This window comes from Lentibacillus kimchii (genome assembly GCF_042666895.1).
Taxonomy (GTDB): domain Bacteria; phylum Bacillota; class Bacilli; order Bacillales; family Amphibacillaceae; genus Lentibacillus; species Lentibacillus kimchii.
The window spans coordinates 17,547-37,292 of sequence record NZ_JBHTGR010000057.1 but is presented as its reverse complement, the minus strand read 5'-3'; the positions used below and the strand labels follow the sequence as shown (position 1 = coordinate 37,292).

The following is a 19,746-nucleotide window of genomic DNA, read 5'->3' as shown; positions in this document are numbered from 1 at the left end:
TCATTCATACGGAATTGTCACGATATATTTCATACTGTTTTTCTCCTGATAGACGGTGATAAGCTTATCTCTATCTTCCAGGTTCTGTATTGACACATTTGGCGGCAAATAACCACTGACAGTAAAGGCCAGCTCGATAATGTCATCCGAGACATGGTCTAATTGCATCGTTAAATCATAGACGTCCAGGTTATTTGTCGTCCTTTCGATTTTGGCCATGACTTCCTCACTGCGTTCTGCAAGCAGCTGATCCACTGTTCGCAAATCAGCGTTCTCCATACCGATACGATAAGCTAAGTGAAAGCGTGGATGTAATATCATCAATTGCAGGATATATAAACTAAATGCTGGTGCATTTAAATTAATCAGTTTGCTTTCCTCCTGCAAATCTGTCAGATAATCCTTTAATTTATGCTGCAATTTATCTGTTTTTCCCATACTTGCATACCCATCGATGACTTGTAAATGATTCATTAAATCATGACGGTAATGACGGAACAGCTCGATAACATCGTCGTCCCCCATGCTTTTCCCCTCCCGAATAATAAGCAAAGTATAGCAAACAATGACATATGATAGCAAAAGAACCCCAGCCAAAGACTGGCTGGGGTTCTTTTGCTGATTCAGCAGCTTATGCTTCTTGAGCCGCTGGGTGCACATTAACACGTTTACGATGACGGCCCATACGTTCAAATTGAACGACACCGTCAATTTTGGAAAACAATGTGTCATCACCGCCGCGGCCAACATTTAAGCCCGGATAGACTTTCGTACCGCGCTGACGGTAAAGAATAGAACCGCCATTAACAAATTGACCATCGGCACGTTTAGCACCAAGGTATTTTGGGTGTGAATCACGTCCGTTCTTCGTGCTTCCGGCACCTTTTTTCTGGGAAAAGAATTGCAAATCCAAACGCAGCATACTACAGCACCTCCTCATGTTCTGTAATTCGTATAAATGTGTTGTAATCCCGTTCAATCGTTCTCAGGGAGACAAGCATACCCTCAAGCAAGAGCTGGACTTTGTTCATAACGTCCTCTGATAGGCCGGAAGGGACTGTCACCCGGAGAAATCCGCCATCTGAGTCCTGTTCAATCGCCAGCTCTGTACCAGCTATTGTCATGACCGCATTAATTGAACCAAATGAGACAGCTGAAACGCCTGCGCATACGAGGTCATAGCCATACGGTCCGCTTTCGGCATGACCTGACATTTCAAATTGACTAATCCGACTGTCCTGCCGGTCTATTGTGACTTGGATCATATGATTACCCTCTTAAGATGTTACAAGCTGCGTAACGTCCAGCACACTTATATCATTTGCTTTACGCATTGATTTTATCTATCGTCAACTTAGTATAAGGCTGACGATGACCTTGTTTGCGATGATAATTGTTCTTGGGCTTATAAGTGAATACATTGATTTTTTTCTGACGGCCATGTTTTGCAACTTTTGCCGTAACAGTTGCCCCATCAACATATGGAGCTCCGACTTTCACATCATCTCCGCCAACAAACAGAACTTTATCAAACGTAACCGATTCTTCGGCGTCAGCCGCTACCTTTTCGACATAAACTTCCTGTCCTTCAGTAACCTTAATCTGTTTGCCGCCTGTTTCGATAACAGCGTACATAGTTGCACCTCCTAATATCCTAAGACTCGCCATACAGGCCCTCCGTTAAAAAATCAACGGATGTTAACCAGCCTGTTCTGAGCGGTTGTAGCACTGGTGCTACGTAATCTAGCATATAAATATTACCATGATCCAAATTTGCTTGTCAATGTTTGATTATCTCTACATATCAGGATACATGACTGACAAGCTCACCGATCGTTTTCTGATGCTGGCGGTCATGAAAGTAGTAGTGCAGACATTCCATTTCATGAAATGACCGCCGGCTGCCTCCGGGAAATGTCACATAGATGGTATGTGTCTTGTCACGGCGAAACGTGTTAAAAACATCCAGAAGCCTGTAATCACAAGGGACTTCAACCGACTGAACCCGTTTAAAATAGACTCTGCCCTGATAACGCTGCAACAAAAATCGGATAAATACATAATAACGCTGTTTCCAATCATTTCGGTTTTCAACTGCCAAAAACAAAAATAACATAAAGGCACTGAACGTAAATGGAACTGCAAACAATAAGACAGGCACTAAGGCCGCATTACACAATAACGAAAACAAAATGACGGCATTGTATGCATAACGATATGGGTGATATTCTGAGAATAACAACAGTAACAATTTGCCCCCATCCAGCGGCCAGACAGGCAGCAGATTAAACACCAAAATGACTGTATTATAAAAATAAGCTGTTTCAATAACAGGCTGAAATTCCCCCTGGCTGTTTGACAGAAGAAATAACAGCAAATAAATAAAACCATGCTGCAGCGGACCCGAAAGTGTCACAATAACTTCTTCATGGACTGGCCTTGTTCCTTGTTCATCTGTATCCATCACGCCGCCAAATACCCATAGTGTGACACCGCGCACCCGCCATCCAAACCATTTTGCTGCCGTAAAATGCCCCAGTTCATGTATTAATACAATAGACACTATCGTCATCAGTTCAACAAACGTTCCTGTCAAAAACGAGATGAGGATAAAGATTAATAGAATGGGATGGATTCGGACTGGCGGCAGCCATTTATGGCGTGTCATCAACTTGGATCACCTGAACAGGATCAACATATGCATCACCTTGTTCAATAGCAAAATACACGTTTTGGCTATCATCATCCGGGCTGAATGTTCCAAGGCTTTGACCGCTGTCAATAAATTGATATAAGTGAACATCAATCGAACTTAAAAGGCCGTACACCGTTTCACTGTTATCCGGGTGCTGAACAACAACCGTTTTGTTCGTATCGCGGTCATTCCCCGCAAAAGTGACGACACCACTCTGCAGTGCTGAAACATCCGTTTCTTTCTCAGGTGCAAGCATAACGCCTGTTCCATTTGCCTGAAACGATTCCGAAACACTCCCATTGACCGGTAAAGCTTGTCCGCTATCACCCTTATTAGCTGATTGTGAAGATAAAGCCATTGGTTCACCAAACGTTTCCTGATACCACTGATTAACGCGAGCGAATGGGAATTCATTTGTCAATGCCGTTTCAGTCCATTCTTTAGTCCCGGATAGCACATCTGAATCCGTCTGTAATAACAGGGCAGCCGCAAAGAAAAGCATCACAGATAACATACCTTTAATGACCATGCCAGACAGCCGCCTGCTTGTCTTGCCGCCCGGAAACGTCTGCTTTGTTACAACAGGAGGAAACCCGTGCTTTTCTTCCTCCTGCGGCATAGAAGATGGCGTGATCTGTTTTGACGATGCAGACCCGGATGTTAAGTCGCGCATTCTTTTCCGCTGATTAATGGACTTTCTGATTTTATTGACACCTTTACTCATATTGGCTCACAACCCTTATAATACTTTGATAAAAGTGTATGAGCCATATGCTGACATTATGACATATAAGGCTATTATCAAAACGCACATGCTTCACATATTACGAACGAATTCCAAAGAACTTTTTCACCTTCTGCACCATTCCTTTTTCTTCTTCCAATGATTGCAGCGGAACTGTTTCGCCCAATATTCGCCGTGCGATATTGCGATAGGATGTAGAAGCCCTGGAATGACTCTGAAGTGCTATCGGTTCACCGTTATTGGAAGCTTTAATAACCTCATCATCATCAATAACAATACCAAGCAGGTCAATTGAAAGAATCTGGATAATATCGTCAATATCCAGCATGTCACCATTTTTCATCATATGATTGCGGATCCGGTTAATCACAAGCTTTGGTGATTCGATTGCCTCGTTTTCCAGCAGTCCAATAATACGATCAGCATCCCGGACACTGGATTTTTCGGGCGTGGTTATCGCAATAGCTTTATCTGCCCCGGCAATTGCATTTTGAAATCCCTGTTCAATACCTGCTGGACAATCAATAATAATATAGTCATAGGTTAATTTTAATTCTTCTATAATGCTTGTCATGCCTTCCATCGTAACAGCTGTTTTGTCGCTTGTCTGAGCTGCGGGTAAAAGTGTTAAATCATCAAATCGCTTATCTTTAATTAGAGCTTGCCCAAGTTTACAGCGTTCTTCAATGACATCTACAATATCATAAATGATACGGTTTTCGAGCCCCATAATCACATCAAGGTTCCGCAGGCCAATATCTGTATCGATCAGGCAAACTTTTTTATCCATTAAGGCAAGCGACGTCCCAATATTGGCAGTGGTAGTCGTTTTGCCTACCCCGCCTTTACCGGACGTCACAACGATTGCTTCACCCATTCAGCATTCTCCTTTCAAACCCGCTGATATCTTTGCGTTTCTGGGAAAGAACATGCAGCCGGTCAATAACGATTTTATCCTCTTCATCATCAATCAGACCGCATTCCATATAAACACCTTCAGAATCATAGTCTGGTGCGCGGCTGATGTAATCCGCTATTCTGAGCTGGTTCGGCCTCATATAAGATGCAGCTATTACGGCATCCTGATCGCCGTTTGCTCCGGCATGCGCGATCCCAAGTAAATTTCCCATGATGAATACATTCCCGGTTGACGTAACTTTTCCGCCTGGATTGACATCTCCAATCAGCAGCAAGTCACCAGTGTTTTCCAGTACCTGACCGGATCGAACGATTCGATTAAGGATTTTTACATCACTTTCCTCTTTCCATGTTAAAGCCTCATCTTTATGTATAACATTCGAATCAAACGAATCAATTGTAAAACGTTTGTGATTGCCTATCAGCTCATGCAATTGCTGTTTTTGCTGGTCATTGACATACCGCTCACCCAGCTTAACAGTAACCGGGACGATCGGTTCATCCTGACGGGGATGATAGTCTGATAGTTTTGCTGCAAGCTCATCCATAACGTCATCAAATGATTCTCGATCATCAATAAATAATGTTAATCCGTCTTTTGTACCCTTGATAGTTATTGTTTGGTTCTTTTCAAGCACGCTTTGTTCACCTCAATATTTCACCTTAAAACTTGCGCATGATTAGAATCCGCTTTTTCCCGAAGAACGTTCTTTCTTCCACTTGGTTAGCGGGTTAACCGCAATCGGATAAGCGGCCAGTAAAAATACCATGTTGGCACCAACAGTCGGCAGAAGCCGTTTAATGACATAATCCCACCAGCTAATATCAGCCAGCGACGTAACAGAGAATATGACATTAATGAATATATCAGCCATCAGAAGGCCAGCTATAGCCAGGATGATGGTAACCACAAAATTGGCGTGCAGCAGTTTAATCAATCCATGCACCATATAAGCGCTCAAAGCATAGCTGAACATGTAAGGACCCAGCACACCGGTATACACGATATCTGTCATAAGTCCAAACAGCAGGCCATAAAAAACAGAAAAATAGGTGTCCTCCCTGTCATAAAAAATTGCTATGAGGATAATGAACACAAAATCCCAATGCGGAACAAAAATAAGGTCGCTCTTAATAAGAGAGACTGGCAGTATGTCCAAAGCAACACCTTCAACGGTAAGAAGGATAAATAGGATGAACGGAATCAGCAATCGCTTCATGATGATTCATCCTTCCCTTTTTCCTTCTGATCATCAGAGGCAGTCTGCTCGCGCTCGACAACAATCACATTGTCAATATCGTACATATCAGCAACAGGGTCAACAAAGGCCATACGTGTCAGTCCGTACTGATCAGGCTTGACTTCCTGGACCTCGCCGATAGGCAAACCTGATGGGAAAACGCCCCCCATGCCAGAAGAGTACACCTTTTCCCCTTCTTTTAAATCCTGATCAGATTCTTCAATAATTCGAAATAGCAAATGGCCTGCTTCTGTATCATAGCCCTCGATCATACCAAAGACATCATCACTGTCTTCTCTGGAAACAGTAGCCGATATACGATTATACTCGTCAAAGCCGGTTAAAAGTTTCACCGTTGAGGTAAATTTTGAGGGACTTTCAACTTTACCTACCATTCCCTCGGCTGTTATAACCGCCATATTTTCCTCAACACCATCTTGCTTCCCTTTATTAATTGTAATCTGATCGACCCATCGTTCAGGTGATCGGGCTATCACAGATGCCTGAACCGGGTTATATTTACGAATCGTTTCCGTTTTTTCCAATGTTTTCCTAAGTTGCTCATTTTCCTCTTTCAATTCCTGTGCATCATATTTCAAGCTTTCATACTCAGCAACTTTTTCGCGTAAAACTTTGTTTTCTTCATAAGTGTCTTGTATATCGCCAATATTTTTAAAGATACCTGCCACATAATCAATTGGTATATAGATGACATTCTGAACCCATCCAGCTGCATCATTAATAAATTGTTCAGCTGTTGTCTTCTCCCGGTCCTGTAATGAATAACCGATCAATGCAACAAGTACAATAATCCCGATTAATAAAATAAACAGTCTTCTTCTGCGCAGAAATTTCATGATAACACCCGCTTACTCGACTGGACGAGACGATACATTCGGGCGGGAGCGGAAACGCTGAATGTATTCCAGAGATTTACCTGTCCCGATGACCACACTCTCCAGTGCCTCTTCTGCAACGAAGACAGGCATTTGTGTTTCCTCGCTGATAACTTTATCCAGATTCTTTAAAAGGGAACCTCCGCCAGTAAGAACGATTCCACGGTCAACAATGTCAGCAGCCAGTTCCGGCGGCGTCTTTTCGAGTGTCTGCTTAACGGCCTGAGTAATTCCAGCGACCGTGTCCTCTAAAGACGCGGCCACTTCCCTTGAAGTCAACGTGATGGTCTTTGGCAAGCCAGTAAGCAAATCACGTCCCCGAATATCCATATCTACGTTTTCCAGCTCTTCACCCGCTGCACCTATATCCATTTTAATAGATTCGGCTGACCGTTCACCAATCATCAAACTGTATTCTTTACGAATATAGTTTGTAATGGCCTCATCCATGTTATCCCCAGCCGTACGGATAGAACGGCTTGTTACGATACCGCCCAGTGAAATAACCGCTACTTCTGTTGTTCCACCGCCAATATCGACAATCATGCTTCCCATTGGTTCCCATACAGGCAAGCCCACTCCTATAGCTGCAGCAAATGGTTCTGCAATCGGAAAAGCCTCTTTAGCACCGGCCTGTTTAGTTGCGTCAATAACAGCACGCTCCTCAACCATCGTAATACCTGAAGGGACACATATCATAACATTTGGCTTCCGCGCAAAAAGTGACCTTTTCCGCATCGCTTGCTTAATAAAATACGTCATCATAACAGCTGTCGTATCATAATCAGCAATGACGCCGTCCTTCATCGGGCGGACTACTGAAATACTGCCGGGAGTCCGGCCTATCATGTGCTTAGCTGACTCTCCAACTGCTTGGATGTCACCTGTTTGGACATTTGTGGCAACAACTGTCGGCTCCTTGACGACAACACCCTGCCCCTTAACAAAAACAAGCGTGTTGGCCGTCCCCAAGTCTACTCCTAAGTCCTGTGACAAACTGAATTTCCCCAAAACGAATCTTCCTTTCCCGCAGCTGATTCATTGATGTCTCACCATATTATTCGACCATTCCATAAGCAGTTATTTTACCATACAGCATGGAAGCGATCAGCCATCCGATATGTACTGTAAAAATACACTGAGCGCCAATTTCAATCCTGCATCTGAAACTGGCGCAACATTAAACGTCCCTTTAATTATACGAAAAAAATAATAAAATAGATAGTGTTTTATAAGTATCCTTTTTCTTTTAATGAAATAAATTTTCGATCACCAATAATTAAATGATCCAAAAGTTCGATACCGATCATTTTACCTGAATCCACTAAACGCCTGGTTACGTGAATATCCTCTTGAGAAGGTGCCGGATCGCCGGAGGGGTGATTATGTGCGCATACAATTGAAGCAGCTGACCGTTTAACAGCTTCACGGTAAATTTCACGTGGATGGACAATGGAGGCATTGAGACTTCCAATAAAAATGGTTTGCCTGTGAATGATTTGATTTTTAGTGTTTAAGAATAACGTGACAAAATGTTCCTGATTCAAATGCCGCATTTCTTCCATGACGTAATCAGCACCGTCTTCCGGTGAATGAATAACATACAGCTCATCCGGTCTGTATTGGTGCAGGCGCCTGCCCAGTTCGAGAGCTGACAAAAGCAAAACACCTTTAGCAGTGCCGATGCCTTTTATTGCCGTTAATTCTTCAATCGTAGCATCCTGTAATAGACGGATGCCCTCAAAATGCATCAAAATCCGATTGGCTAAGATCATGACAGATTCGTCTTTCGTACCGCTGCCAATCAAGATCGCAAGCAGTTCCTGATTAGACAGGTGGTCTGGTCCAAACGTTAACAACCGTTCACGAGGGCGATCCTCTTTTGGCACATCTTTTAACATAATGGTCGGTAAGTTCATCAGCAATCCTCCTATACAAATATATCTTTAGCATATATGTTTTGGATCTGGTGGACAAACACACAAGAATTGCTTTCCACGAACAGAAGCCCATCCATTATTCAAAAATGTGCCAGATAAAATCACCAAGTGTATCCTGCTCAGCCTGTTAAAACATAAAATTACATCTGACACCTTATTGTCAGTGCAGGATTTGATTCCCTTTTTGCCACAGGCTTAAAAGTATTTGCTGATCGTGCCATTCATCTCCTTCACCCATGCGTGGCTGCTGATCTGTCAAAGACGCTGTAAGTTCAGACAATTGATCTGTATCTGCAGGGACAGCATTGACAACTTCTGACCACGCTTTTTTAGAGATAGACTCACCTGCGCTCACTTGTTTAAGTGATGCCTGCCATTGCTCTGTGAATGTTTGCAGCCATTTTTTGTCAGATTGTGCCAATTCTTTTTCTACAGATGCTGTTTTCCATTTTTTAACGTAAACTGTCATGTCGTTGTCGTCCAGTTCACTTGCCATTTTTTCAGTTTTTTGAGCTGAGCCGGCAATGCCTGATAACACAAAAAAGAATCCATCTTTTTCCCAGACAACGCCTGGATAACCTGCTGCACGATACGCGTCCGCTTTGCTGCGGGCATTAGACTGGTCACTGAATTTGCCAGCCTGCAGAACGAAAGCCGACTCAGGCTGGACAGAGGAACCAGTTGTACCTTGCCCCTCCGAATCAGCTTGAGCTGTACCGTCTCCTTTTTCATCGGCACCAGCTGCAGAAGGACGATTGCTTTCATGGCCGTTCATGTCCGCATTGATGTCGACAAACATATTCAATAGAAAAAAACCTAATAGAGAGCCAATCACAATCGCTGAAAACGCTGCAAGGAAAAAGGGTTTAAGGTCTTTAACTTTTGAGTTGCGGGTAAAAGCACTGCCAGTATGTCTACTCGTTTGATCTTGTTCAGTTGTCTTGACGATCTCAGTATCGTCGACTGCAGCAGCATGTTCATCACTGGAATCTTTCTGGTCGCGCTTTTTAGTCGGGGCTTTATCGTTTTGTGTCTGCTTGATCTTTTTACCGTTTATCCAAATATCAACTTTGTTAGTTTTACGCACATATCTCCCTCCCCTCCATATATGCCAGTTTGTCCAACTTTAGCATATGGACGGTTCAAATTAAGGCGAAACGTGTCTTCCTATCAGAAAAACTTTCAGCATCATTCAACATAATAAGCTATTTAAAGCGCTTCACATAACTGCTCCTGTTTTTCATTCAGGACAAGGACCATCATGCATATACGCTCGAACCATTCCTATGAACTGCATGGACCCGGTTATACAGCAGCAGTCATTCTCCCTGGCAGAAGACATATCCCTGATAGCCTTTCGCCAGTCCTGCACGGCTTGTTGAGCCTGATGATGACTGTTGTTCTGAAGCTGTTCAAGGCTGGCAGCCCGTGGATGATCAAATGTTGTCAGGGTTACTGATGAAAAGTACGGTTCCAGTTCGTCCAGCATATTTTTTAAATCTTTATCATGAAATGCGGCAAAAATCAGATGTTTATCTGCGTCAGCATAATGATACTGTAAAGCAGTGGTGAAAGCCCGCACGCCACCCAGATTATGGGCGCCATCCAGAATGATTGCTGGTCTGGTATGCATTTGTTCAAACCGGCCGGGTATACGGGTCTCAGCTAACCCACGGGCGCTCACCTGCATGTCCAGCTGAAAACCGATATCTTTAAGCAATACAAGAGCCATGACAGCCAGTGACGCATTGTTTATCTGATAAACACCAGCTGTCGGCAGTGTTATCTCCAATTGGTCACCCGCGTTTGACAGCCAGTTAAAGGCCAGCTCTGATCCATTACTGTTAGCGGTTTTGTAATGAAACGCCTCATCTGCTAAATACAGCGGAGCATTTTGGGAAGAAGCCTCCTGTTCAATAACAGAACGTGCATCCTGGTTCATTTCCCCGGCAATAATCGGCTTATTCCCTTTAATAATCCCAGCCTTGTGCCAGGCAATCGCGTCCAGTGTCTTACCCAAAAATGCCGTATGATCCCAGGATACGTTTGTTATAATGGACAGAAGAGGCATGAAGCAATTGGTCGTATCCGCCCGCCCCCCCATACCGGCTTCTATTAATGCGATATCCGTCGTGTCGGCAAAATATAAAAACGCCATAGCAGTTATGATTTCAAACTCCGTTGGATGATGATTAACAGCATCAAGCCTTTCCACGACAGGATAAATTATATTAGCATAGTATACAAAAGCCGTTTCTGGTATGCTGGTATCATTAAGCGTTATATGACCTGTATAGCCTGTTAGACTGGGAGACTGAAACGCACCAACATGAAAACCATTTGCCATTAGAGCTTTTTTTAAATAATGAACTGTGGATCCTTTTCCGTTTGTGCCGGCAATGTGGATGGCCTGTATGTTATTTTCCGGGTCGCCGAGTAAGTACAGCAGCTTATTAATCCGCTCCAGACCAGGTTTCACACCATATTGCCGCCGTTTTTGCAGAAACTGTTCCACTTGCTGATACTGGTCAAACATACGAACACCTCTCTTCGTTTAAGTCAGGTGCAGTTTCAAACAACATCATTATAGCAGTAGACCCTTGCAATTTGCATGAAGAAAGGAACATAATCCCATGAATCTTACTGGTTGGATTGTCTACAACGGCTACCTGCCGGGAACGAAATTCCGTGATTTTGCTGAATGGATCCAGCGCGCCGCCGCTAATCAGGGCATTCGAACAACAATTTACAAAAATAATCATCTGCTGAGCTGCCTGACATCTGATTCAGTCGGTCTGGTTGATACAGAAACCAGGCCTGATTTTGTTGTCTTTCTCGATAAAGATATTTATTTGGCCAGGCAGCTGGAATTGATGGGAATTCGTGTTTTCAATCATGCAGAAGCGATTGCCGCAAGCGACGATAAAATCGCCTCCTATCAAGTGCTGGCAGCTCATAATTTCCCGGTTCCCAAAACCGTTATCGCACCTAAAGCTTTTTATAATACCGGGGCTGATACGATCGATGACTATCAGAAAGCTGTACAGCTGTTAGGTTTTCCCCTGATTGTTAAAGAAGCATTCGGTTCATTTGGTGAACAAGTGCATCTTATTCATAATCAACAGGAACTGACTGATACGATACAACAGCTGCAAGGGCGTTCATTTATGATGCAGGAATTTATCGCGTCCAGCTATGGACAAGATAAACGTCTGCATATCGTTGGCAATAAGGTTGTTGCTGCCATGAGGCGGCATTCGGCCAGTGATTTTCGCTCTAATATTACAACAGGCGGAACAATGGAGGCTTATCAGCCGACACAAGAAGAAGAACGTCTCGCAATTGCCACGGCAAAAGTCATTGGTGCCGATTTTGCAGGTGTGGATTTATTAATTGGCCCTGATGGTACGCCGATTATTTGTGAAATCAATTCAAATGCTCATATCCGTAATCTCTTTGATTGTACCGGTATCAACGCAGCAGATGCGATGATGGCTTATATCCAACAAGAAATGAGGCATAACCATGGAAGGCTGGCTGATCTACCGTAAAACAGACGCTGAAACCAATAAACATTTTATCCGCTGGTTCCAGACTGAGGCAGCTCATGAACAAGTAAACCTCCGGCTGATACTGCGAGAGAATTTAACCATTGGCATCAGCGATGGTGAGCCAGCTATACACCTTAACGGCGGGGTTGTGACCCGGCCTGATTTTGCGGTTGTCCGTACCATTGAGCCGCTTTTGAACCAGCATCTTGAAAGCCTGGGCATCAGCGTGTATAACAACGCTGATACAGCTCGTATCTGCAATCATAAAGGTCTGACGCACAGTCATGTGAGTTCGCTGGGGATTCCCACAAATGATACATTGTTTGTCGATCCAAACAGCGGGCTCACAGAACAGGCTCCGATGGCATATCCCTTTGTTATGAAAGAAGCTGGCGGCAGAGGCGGTCAGAATGTTTATTTAGTTACAAACACCCCTGAATGGGAACAGTTAAAAGATATATGCTTCCCGGATGACTTAATTATTCAGTCAGCGCAGCATATTCAGCTAGGCCGTGACGTGCGTGTATTTGTTGTCGGCTCCACGATTATTGGAGCCGTTCTGCGAAAAAGCGACCATGATTTCCGGGCCAACTACAAATTAGGCGGTTCGGCGGTTTGGTATCGGCTTAGCAGTCAGGAAGTTGCTATCGTCAGCCGAATTACAGCTTCTTTTCAATTTGGGATGGTGGGAATCGACTTTCTGCTTGATCAGAACGGAAGGTTTATCTTCAACGAAATAGAAGATGTTGTTGGATCCCGGACGTTGAGCGCAGTCAGTGATGTTAATATTCTCAGACACTATATTCAGCATATTAAAAGCGAGAATCCCTGACTAGAGAGGATTCCCGCTTGTTTTTCAATTCTTTAGTTCTTCCAGTCGTTCCTGCACTTTAGCTTGTTTTTCAAGGTAGTCTTGTTCCTTTTGCCGTTCGCTGTCAACCACTTGCTGTGGTGCCTTATTTACAAACCCTTCATTGGCCAGCTTTTTCTGGACACGCTCCACTTCATTCGTCCATTTGGTTAATTCTTTGTCCAGCCGTGCAATTTCCTGATTAATATCGATCAAACCTTCCAGAGGCAGGAATAATTCTGCTCCTGTGACAACGGCTGACATGGCTTTCTCCGGCGCTTCCACATCCGTGGCAATAATGAGATCACTCGGATTGCAGAAACGTTCTAAATAATGACGGTTGTTTTCCAGTTCAGCACGAATCGCATCATTTTCCGGCTTGATATACAATTGAATCTGTTTCGACAGAGGCGTGTCTGCCTCCGCGCGGCTATTGCGCACTGATTTAATTATCGCTACAAGCCGTTTCATATCACTGGCAGCCTTATCATCATGAAATTCAGCCCGGGGCTCCGGCCATTTGGCAACTGTAATCGATGCCCCTTTATGAGGAAGTTTCTGCCATATTTCTTCCGTAACAAATGGCATATACGGATGCAGCATACGCATCGTCTGATCAAGAACATAGGCAAGCACCGAACGTGTTGTCTGTTTGTGTTCTTCATCATCCCCGTATAAAGGTAATTTTGCCATTTCAATGTACCAGTCGCACAAATCATCCCAGATAAAGTTGTAGAGGTGGCGCCCTGCTTCACCAAACTCATATTTATCCGTGTTTTTGGTAACGTGTTCAATCGTCTCGTTCAGGCGTGTTAAAATCCATTTATCTGCGAGTGATTTTTCACCTGTTAAATCAATAGCATCGTAAGATAAGTCACCCATATTCATTAAGGAAAAACGGGACGCATTCCAAACTTTGTTGGCAAAATTCCATGTTGCTTCAACCTTTTCCCAATGAAATCGCAAATCCTGTCCAGGTGTTGAGCCTGTCAGCAAAAAGTATCGCAGTGAATCGGCACCATACTGGTCAATCACGTCCATTGGGTCAACACCGTTTCCAAGTGACTTGCTCATTTTACGGCCTTCGGAATCACGAATAAGACCATGGATCAGCACATCTTTGAACGGACGTTCGCCCGTGAATTGTTTTGATTGAAAAATCATGCGGCTTACCCAGAAGAAGATGATATCATAGCCTGTAACCAACACATTTGTCGGGAAGTACCGGTTGAAATCAGACGCTTCTTCATCTGGCCAGCCCATGGTTGAAAATGGCCATAATGCGGAAGAGAACCATGTATCAAGAACATCAGCGTCCTGCTCCCAGTTTTCAATATCAGCCGGCGCCTCTTTGCCGACATATACCTCGCCAGTTTCTTTATGATACCACGCGGGAATCCGGTGGCCCCACCAAAGCTGCCGGGATATACACCAATCACGAATATTCTCCATCCAATGCAGATAAGTCTGTTCAAACCTATCAGGAACAAAATTAACTTTTTCTTCTCCATTTTGAAGTTTAATAGCAGCATCAGCAAGCGGCTGCATATTAACAAACCATTGGGTAGAAAGATACGGTTCAACAATAGCTCCGCTTCGTTCTGAATGACCGACTTGATGAACATGATCTTCAATTTCAAATAAGACGCCCTGCTCCTGCAGGTCACTGACAATTTGTTTCCGGCATGTGAATCGGTCCATACCCTGATACTGGCCGGCGTTTTCATTCATAGAACCATCTTCATGCATGACAAGGATCCGTTCAAGGCCGTGGCGATTCCCAATTTCAAAGTCATTCGGATCATGAGCGGGGGTTATTTTCACCGCACCTGAGCCCATTTCCATATCAACATAAGAATCGGCGACAATGTCCATTTCCCGGCCGACAATAGGCAGGACAACTGTTTGACCAATCAGATGCTGGTATCGTTCATCATCGGGGTGAACTGCCACCGCTGTGTCACCAAGCATTGTTTCCGGACGGGTTGTGGCAATGTCAATCATTTCATCACTATTTTTAATCGGATACCGCATATGATAGAACTTGCCTTCGATTTCTGCATATTCCACCTCAATATCCGACAGAGCTGTCTGGGTATCCGGATCCCAGTTGATAATATACTCACCACGGTAGATTAAGCCTTGTTCATACAGACTGACAAACACCTCACGGACAGCATCAGACAAGCCTTCATCCAGTGTGAACCGCTCCCGGGAATAAGTCAGACCGAGCCCCAGTTTTTCCCACTGTGAGCGGATGAACGCAGCATAATCCTCTTTCCAGTCCCAGGCGGCCTCCAGGAATTTCTCCCGGCCCAGATCGTAACGGCTTTGCCCCTGTTCTTGTAATTGTGCTTCAATTTTAGCCTGTGTTGCAATTCCAGCATGATCCATACCAGGCATCCATAACACATCATAGCCTTGCATCCGTTTCATTCTGGCAATGGTATCCTGCATTGTCGTATCCCAGGCATGTCCCAAATGCAGACGTCCTGTGACGTTTGGCGGCGGGATGACGATCGAAAACGGCTCTTTTGTCTTATCGTCAGCCGGCTCAAAAAAATCACCATCCACCCAGAATTTATAAAGACCCTGTTCAATGTCATGTGGGTTATACTTCGATGGCATCGACGTTTCATTAGCTTTTCCCATCCTAATTCCTCCTTATGTCAGTCGTTAAGACCATTAAAAAAACCTTTCCATCCATAAAAGGACGAAAAGGATCTTCTCCGTGGTACCACCTTCATTCATGGGCATACCAAACCCATGCACTCTCGCAGGAACATGATAACGGACTCAGCCGGCTCCCTCTACTGAATTCAAAGAAGCAGCATCCTGGGCGACCTTCCAAAATGATTGCGCCCGGGAGGTTCCCACCATACACGCTCCCTCTCTTCAGAGCCTTCATTCTGTACTCTTCCCATTCTAAGCTTTTCACACAATATAAGTCTTTTAGTTTTTTCATTTTATCATGTCTGCCGAGAAAATCAACTATATCCCATAAGATTAGCACAGAACCAACCTATTTATACATAGTATAATACAAAACGGAAGAGGTGAACAAGAATGTCCCGTCATTACCGATACCGGCTGCCGTCCTGGGCTAGAAATTGCATAACCGTTGTCGAAAAAGTCACCTTGCCTGTCTTAATCTTTCAGCTCATTCGCACGCTTCTCTTTCCAACTTCACTGGATGTTTTCCTGCTTGGTGCACTTGTTGGTTTATTCATCGCCTTTTATTTAGAATGGATTTAAGTTTCTGTTCCCGCTGAATCTTCATAGCTGTTCTCAGCATGAGCCATAAAATCTGACCAGGCAAGTCCCGCATTAAGCTGCCGAAATGCGATCTCCAGCTGCTGGGTTCGTTCTATCATTGTTTGCTGCCTCGGACTCTGCACATAGTCATCAACCAACGATATGTAAGCTGCTGGATCCAGCAGATGAATGGCCAGCAGATGTTGTTCACTTGTCATCAACGGATTTTGCTGATTATAGACCGGGAATAGGCTGACCACCTGACCCAAATTCTCGTCGAAGGTCTTAGCCATCCCATGAAACAGCATCGCTAGATCAACGACGGGATGATCATAGGCAGCATACTCCCAATTCAAAAACAGGGTATCCCTGTTATGACGTACATGGGGTAACGTTAAGTGCCTATGACATAAACTGCAATGCCAATCTGAATTCAATTCCAGCTCTTCGATAAAATGATCAATGTGGTAATTAAGTTCTGTGAATACCTTTACCAATACACGGTAATGCGTACACACTTGCAATTCAAATGGTGACATATAACGGCTTTGCTCAAATTGATCAATGCTGCGAATTAATTCATGACGGCGTTCAGTATTTATTTTCTGATAATCATTAAAATAATGCTTAACCGAATTGATATCAATTGAAATAGGGGTTTTTGTCCTGGCATGCAGATCCCCAATCGCCTCAAATGTGTGACGTACACTCTTCTCATGCGTTAATTCAGCATCAGGGACCCAAGGCGTCAAATAATAGTAAGCATCGTCGTCTGCTGCATATAAGCGTGATTGCTGGGTTAAAAAGACAGGCAGAATCGCTGACAGCTGCCTGGCATGAGCCTGATGATAGACCTGTTCCCATGCCTCGACCGTATTCTTGGTGAGCCGGCTCTTTTTTAAGGCATAGACATCCTGGCCAACACTCACTTTATACAAACGTGGTGACACTTGTTCTGTCTGATCCAGCATAATTCCATATTCTTTCATTATGCTCCTGATTGCCTCCATTATGCTTGCCACCCCTTATAGAACGTATTCTGGATATCCTGAACATCGTCAGTCAGTTTGAGTGCTATATTCCGAAAACAGACACCCCTTACCGGAAAAAAGCAAGGGGTGTATTAATAACTATGAATTCTTTTTATGTGGAATATAAAGGAGCTGTCCCTCTTCCAGATCTTCTTCTTCCGCAAACCGATTTTGCCTTAATAGATGAATAGCCGAAATCTCATACCGCTCCGCAATGGACTCGATCGTATCATCTCTTTGCACAATACATAACCGCATTTTACTATGCGTTTCTTCCTCATCATCGCCGAACATATCGGCCAAATAACGTATCTCTTCCAGAGACGAAGAGCTTTCGTCACTGTCGTTCTCGTAGTCTTCTTCCGTTAGTTCTATAGCCGCTGAAGCCGGTTCCGCATAATCCTCCGATGATGTCGTCCCTAAGCTTGACTCTTGCTCCAGCGTTTCTGGATTGGCTTTTTCTTCTGTTCCGAAAAACTCAGACAGTGTCTGGGATTTTTTATGTTTCAATCGTTCCTTTTCAGGTGAAGGTGATGTCTGTTTCGGATCCTCATCTTCCAGTGGGGCTGTCTCCTGTGACAATGCCGGAGGAGGTGTCATATCAGCTGCGTTCTGTTCGTCAGTGCTTTCGTCTTCCTGATCCATTTTCAAATCAAAAGCAAACGAATCCCCGCTGCCCCTAAGCAACTCTGGTGAATCCGCTGTTTCCAAATTACTGTCGGGCGGTTGAGACGATTCAGCACTGACCCCCCGTATTTCAACAGTTGACTGTAATTTCAGCTGATTCGGATTGAGGAGCTCATAATCGAACGCGCCAATATTGACTGTTACATCATCTGTATTGTGCACGCGATGCGTCGGAACTGAAATTTCAATTGGAAAACGATGCGAGAATTCAGCCTGATCCTCATCAACGCTCACCACATTTTCGATATAACGTTTGGCTTGATCTTCCGCAAATTCCGATAGTTCTTCTTCTTTCGGCTCCCGGGCAGCATCTTTCAAATAAGAACCCCGAAGTTCCATCACGCCTTTTATGGATACATAATCATTAAGGGGGTGTATCGAAATTTCCGGATCCAGTGAAATGCCAGTCATTTCACCAACTTCCTGTCCTGTCTCAAAATAAAGTGATTCATCCAGATCAAAACGAAAGATTTCCTGATTGCTTTCCACTAAGATTTCCTCCCTTCTGCCTATGCGTCATATACTTGACGGCCTCAATGCAACTATATGCGAATGTGACTGGTGATATGATTTTTGGACAAAAAACAGGCACATTCCCGATAATAATAAAAGCTATTCCTGTTTCGGAATAGCTTTTATCAGTGTTATTTTTCAATTTTAGAGAATGCTCTACGTGCGGCTTCAATCGTTTGCTCGATATCATTATCTGTGTGAGCCGTTGACAGGAAAACACCCTCAAACTGTGATGGCGGTAAAAAGATGCCTTCTTCAATCATCATCCGGTAATATTGAGCAAAATAATCGACATTAGCCCTTTGCGCTGTTTCAAAATTAATCACTGGCTCATTTGTAAAGAAGAAGCCAACCATTGATCCAGCCCGATTGACCTGAAGCGGGATATCATAATCAATCGATGCTTGCTCATATCCTTCAATAAGTCTGTCCACTTTACGATTAATGGCTTCATAAGCTGTTTGATCCAGCGCATTTAATGTTTCATAACCAGCTGTCATGGCCAAAGGATTTCCTGATAAGGTACCACCCTGATAAACCGAACCAGTCGGGGCAACCTTCTCAATAATCTCACGTCTGCCCCCATAAGCAGCAACCGGCAGACCACCACCGATCACTTTTCCTAAACAAGTCATATCAGGTGTTACGCCAAAATACCCCTGAGCACAATTATAATCAACGCGAAAGCCGGTCATAACCTCATCAAATATAAGAAGTGAACCATTATCGTCCGTTATGTCCCGAAGATCATGCAAGAAATTAGCCTGTGGCGGCACAACACCCATATTTCCTGAAACCGGCTCAACAATCACAGCTGCAATATCATCACCGTATTCGGAAAATGCATAACGTACACTGTCCATATCATTATAGGGAACTGTAATAGTATGTTGTACAATTGACTCTGGAACGCCCGGGCTGTCAGGCAGTCCAAGCGTTGCTACTCCAGATCCAGCCTTAATCAGCAGAGAATCACTGTGGCCATGATAGTTCCCTTCAAATTTCAGGATTTTATTGCGACCAGTATAACCGCGGGCAACTCTTAAGGCGCTCATGGTTGCTTCCGTCCCTGAGTTAACCATTCTCAGCATTTCTATGGACGGCACACGCTCCTTGATAAGCTCAGCCAGTTGATTTTCTTTTAAAGTCGGCATACCAAAACTTGTTCCTTTTTGAACAGCTTCCTGAAGACCAGAGACAACACGATCATCAGCATGTCCCAAAATGAGCGGCCCAAAGCTAAGCGTATAATCGATGTAAGTATTGCCATCAATATCGTATATCTTAGAACCTTTCCCCTGATCCATGAATATCGGTGTCATATCTACTGATTTAAATGCTCTTGGAGGCGAATTGACACCGCCGGGCATTAAATTCACGGCTTGTTTATATGCTTCCTTTGATCTGTCAAACTGACGCAATAT

21 protein-coding genes and 2 other annotated features are annotated in these 19,746 nt (G+C 44.0%); of the genes, 3 read left to right on the top strand and 18 right to left on the bottom strand.

Translation table 11 applies throughout. The features are described 5' to 3' along the window. From ACFQU8_RS12435 to ACFQU8_RS12370, 14 genes are all read right to left on the bottom strand, one after another. Nucleotides 1-525 carry a Spo0B domain-containing protein gene (locus tag ACFQU8_RS12435; RefSeq protein WP_382360693.1) on the bottom strand — a complete coding sequence of 175 codons (525 nt, stop codon included), beginning with the start codon at nucleotides 523-525 and terminating at the stop codon, nucleotides 1-3. 106 nt (nucleotides 526-631) lie between these two features. After that, the gene (rpmA, locus tag ACFQU8_RS12430) at nucleotides 632-922 is read right to left on the bottom strand and encodes a 50S ribosomal protein L27 (protein ID WP_382360690.1); all 291 of its coding nucleotides are present in this window, start codon (nucleotides 920-922) and stop codon (nucleotides 632-634) included. Nucleotide 923: 1 nt separating this feature from the next. After that, complete coding sequence (locus ACFQU8_RS12425) at nucleotides 924-1,265, bottom strand: ribosomal-processing cysteine protease Prp (protein ID WP_382360687.1); 342 nt, start codon at nucleotides 1,263-1,265, stop codon at nucleotides 924-926. A 61-nt stretch (nucleotides 1,266-1,326) separates the two neighbouring features. Then, nucleotides 1,327-1,635 carry a 50S ribosomal protein L21 gene (gene rplU / locus ACFQU8_RS12420; protein WP_382360685.1) on the bottom strand — a complete coding sequence of 103 codons (309 nt, stop codon included), beginning with the start codon at nucleotides 1,633-1,635 and terminating at the stop codon, nucleotides 1,327-1,329. 12 nt (nucleotides 1,636-1,647) lie between these two features. Then, nucleotides 1,648-1,732 (bottom strand) — a sequence feature (ribosomal protein L21 leader region). A 72-nt stretch (nucleotides 1,733-1,804) separates the two neighbouring features. Further along, a complete protein-coding gene (locus ACFQU8_RS12415) occupies nucleotides 1,805-2,668 on the bottom strand; it encodes a site-2 protease family protein (RefSeq protein ID WP_382360682.1) in 864 nt (287 codons plus the stop codon). Then, nucleotides 2,655-3,419, bottom strand: coding sequence for a peptidoglycan DD-metalloendopeptidase family protein (locus tag ACFQU8_RS12410; protein WP_382360679.1), 765 nt, complete (start codon nucleotides 3,417-3,419; stop codon nucleotides 2,655-2,657). The genes ACFQU8_RS12415 and ACFQU8_RS12410 overlap by 14 nt, the downstream gene beginning before the upstream one ends. Nucleotides 3,420-3,519: 100 nt before the next feature. Then, entirely contained in the window at nucleotides 3,520-4,317 is a 798-nt protein-coding gene (minD, locus tag ACFQU8_RS12405; protein ID WP_382360676.1) for a septum site-determining protein MinD, read from the bottom strand. Next, nucleotides 4,310-4,996, bottom strand: coding sequence for a septum site-determining protein MinC (gene minC / locus ACFQU8_RS12400; protein WP_382360673.1), 687 nt, complete (start codon nucleotides 4,994-4,996; stop codon nucleotides 4,310-4,312). Before minC ends, minD begins: the two co-directional genes overlap by 8 nt. Nucleotides 4,997-5,038: 42 nt before the next feature. Continuing rightward, nucleotides 5,039-5,578, bottom strand: coding sequence for a rod shape-determining protein MreD (mreD, locus tag ACFQU8_RS12395; protein WP_382360670.1), 540 nt, complete (start codon nucleotides 5,576-5,578; stop codon nucleotides 5,039-5,041). After that, the gene (mreC, locus tag ACFQU8_RS12390; protein ID WP_382360667.1) at nucleotides 5,575-6,456 is read right to left on the bottom strand and encodes a rod shape-determining protein MreC; all 882 of its coding nucleotides are present in this window, start codon (nucleotides 6,454-6,456) and stop codon (nucleotides 5,575-5,577) included. The genes mreD and mreC overlap by 4 nt, the downstream gene beginning before the upstream one ends. Before the next feature lie 12 nt (nucleotides 6,457-6,468). Further along, entirely contained in the window at nucleotides 6,469-7,506 is a 1,038-nt protein-coding gene (locus ACFQU8_RS12385) for a rod shape-determining protein (protein ID WP_382360664.1), read from the bottom strand. A gap of 218 nt (nucleotides 7,507-7,724) precedes the next feature. Next, nucleotides 7,725-8,414, bottom strand: coding sequence for a RadC family protein (radC, locus tag ACFQU8_RS12380; protein ID WP_382360661.1), 690 nt, complete (start codon nucleotides 8,412-8,414; stop codon nucleotides 7,725-7,727). A gap of 181 nt (nucleotides 8,415-8,595) precedes the next feature. Continuing rightward, nucleotides 8,596-9,522: a hypothetical protein gene (locus ACFQU8_RS12375; RefSeq protein ID WP_382360659.1), complete on the bottom strand. Its 927-nt coding sequence runs from the start codon at nucleotides 9,520-9,522 to the stop codon at nucleotides 8,596-8,598. 153 nt (nucleotides 9,523-9,675) lie between these two features. Further along, nucleotides 9,676-10,971 carry a bifunctional folylpolyglutamate synthase/dihydrofolate synthase gene (locus ACFQU8_RS12370; RefSeq protein WP_382360656.1) on the bottom strand — a complete coding sequence of 432 codons (1,296 nt, stop codon included), beginning with the start codon at nucleotides 10,969-10,971 and terminating at the stop codon, nucleotides 9,676-9,678. A gap of 97 nt (nucleotides 10,972-11,068) precedes the next feature. On the opposite strand from ACFQU8_RS12370, the gene ACFQU8_RS12365 reads away from it, so the two are divergent. Beyond that, nucleotides 11,069-11,986, top strand: a complete 918-nt coding sequence (locus ACFQU8_RS12365; protein WP_382360653.1) for an ATP-grasp domain-containing protein — start codon at nucleotides 11,069-11,071, stop codon at nucleotides 11,984-11,986. Beyond that, a complete protein-coding gene (locus tag ACFQU8_RS12360; RefSeq protein WP_382360650.1) occupies nucleotides 11,961-12,818 on the top strand; it encodes an ATP-grasp domain-containing protein in 858 nt (285 codons plus the stop codon). The genes ACFQU8_RS12365 and ACFQU8_RS12360 overlap by 26 nt, the downstream gene beginning before the upstream one ends. A gap of 24 nt (nucleotides 12,819-12,842) precedes the next feature. Here ACFQU8_RS12360 and ACFQU8_RS12355 read toward each other — a convergent pair whose 3' ends face one another. Further along, nucleotides 12,843-15,488, bottom strand: a complete 2,646-nt coding sequence (locus ACFQU8_RS12355; protein WP_382360647.1) for a valine--tRNA ligase — start codon at nucleotides 15,486-15,488, stop codon at nucleotides 12,843-12,845. 54 nt (nucleotides 15,489-15,542) lie between these two features. Further along, nucleotides 15,543-15,773 (bottom strand) — a binding site (T-box leader). A gap of 129 nt (nucleotides 15,774-15,902) precedes the next feature. On the opposite strand from ACFQU8_RS12355, the gene ACFQU8_RS12350 reads away from it, so the two are divergent. Beyond that, entirely contained in the window at nucleotides 15,903-16,091 is a 189-nt protein-coding gene (locus ACFQU8_RS12350; protein WP_382360644.1) for a hypothetical protein, read from the top strand. On the opposite strand, the gene ACFQU8_RS12345 is transcribed toward ACFQU8_RS12350, so the two are convergent. The 3 genes from ACFQU8_RS12345 to hemL all read right to left on the bottom strand — a co-directional run bounded on the left by ACFQU8_RS12345 (nucleotide 16,088) and on the right by hemL (nucleotide 19,743). Continuing rightward, nucleotides 16,088-17,101 carry a phosphotransferase gene (locus tag ACFQU8_RS12345; protein WP_382360641.1) on the bottom strand — a complete coding sequence of 338 codons (1,014 nt, stop codon included), beginning with the start codon at nucleotides 17,099-17,101 and terminating at the stop codon, nucleotides 16,088-16,090. The genes ACFQU8_RS12350 and ACFQU8_RS12345 overlap by 4 nt on opposite strands. Before the next feature lie 120 nt (nucleotides 17,102-17,221). Then, nucleotides 17,222-18,298, bottom strand: a complete 1,077-nt coding sequence (gene spoVID, locus ACFQU8_RS12340) for a stage VI sporulation protein D (RefSeq protein ID WP_382360638.1) — start codon at nucleotides 18,296-18,298, stop codon at nucleotides 17,222-17,224. Between the two features lie 155 nt (nucleotides 18,299-18,453). Further along, a complete protein-coding gene (hemL, locus tag ACFQU8_RS12335; protein WP_382360635.1) occupies nucleotides 18,454-19,743 on the bottom strand; it encodes a glutamate-1-semialdehyde 2,1-aminomutase in 1,290 nt (429 codons plus the stop codon). Between the last annotated feature and the right edge of the window lie 3 nt (nucleotides 19,744-19,746).

Coding starts and splice junctions, on each gene's coding strand:
- ACFQU8_RS12345 (WP_382360641.1), bottom strand. CDS start 17,101: ATGGAGGCAATCAGGAGCATAATGAAAGAATATGGAATTATGCTGGAT.
- radC (WP_382360661.1), bottom strand. CDS start 8,414: ATGAACTTACCGACCATTATGTTAAAAGATGTGCCAAAAGAGGATCGC.
- ACFQU8_RS12410 (WP_382360679.1), bottom strand. CDS start 3,419: ATGAGTAAAGGTGTCAATAAAATCAGAAAGTCCATTAATCAGCGGAAA.
- ACFQU8_RS12365 (WP_382360653.1), top strand. CDS start 11,069: ATGAATCTTACTGGTTGGATTGTCTACAACGGCTACCTGCCGGGAACG.
- ACFQU8_RS12360 (WP_382360650.1), top strand. CDS start 11,961: ATGGAAGGCTGGCTGATCTACCGTAAAACAGACGCTGAAACCAATAAA.
- rpmA (WP_382360690.1), bottom strand. CDS start 922: ATGCTGCGTTTGGATTTGCAATTCTTTTCCCAGAAAAAAGGTGCCGGA.
- ACFQU8_RS12435 (WP_382360693.1), bottom strand. CDS start 525: ATGGGGGACGACGATGTTATCGAGCTGTTCCGTCATTACCGTCATGAT.
- mreD (WP_382360670.1), bottom strand. CDS start 5,578: ATGAAGCGATTGCTGATTCCGTTCATCCTATTTATCCTTCTTACCGTT.
- ACFQU8_RS12425 (WP_382360687.1), bottom strand. CDS start 1,265: ATGATCCAAGTCACAATAGACCGGCAGGACAGTCGGATTAGTCAATTT.
- mreC (WP_382360667.1), bottom strand. CDS start 6,456: ATGAAATTTCTGCGCAGAAGAAGACTGTTTATTTTATTAATCGGGATT.
- ACFQU8_RS12350 (WP_382360644.1), top strand. CDS start 15,903: ATGTCCCGTCATTACCGATACCGGCTGCCGTCCTGGGCTAGAAATTGC.
- rplU (WP_382360685.1), bottom strand. CDS start 1,635: ATGTACGCTGTTATCGAAACAGGCGGCAAACAGATTAAGGTTACTGAA.
- minD (WP_382360676.1), bottom strand. CDS start 4,317: ATGGGTGAAGCAATCGTTGTGACGTCCGGTAAAGGCGGGGTAGGCAAA.
- ACFQU8_RS12355 (WP_382360647.1), bottom strand. CDS start 15,488: ATGGGAAAAGCTAATGAAACGTCGATGCCATCGAAGTATAACCCACAT.
- ACFQU8_RS12415 (WP_382360682.1), bottom strand. CDS start 2,668: ATGACACGCCATAAATGGCTGCCGCCAGTCCGAATCCATCCCATTCTA.
- ACFQU8_RS12370 (WP_382360656.1), bottom strand. CDS start 10,971: ATGTTTGACCAGTATCAGCAAGTGGAACAGTTTCTGCAAAAACGGCGG.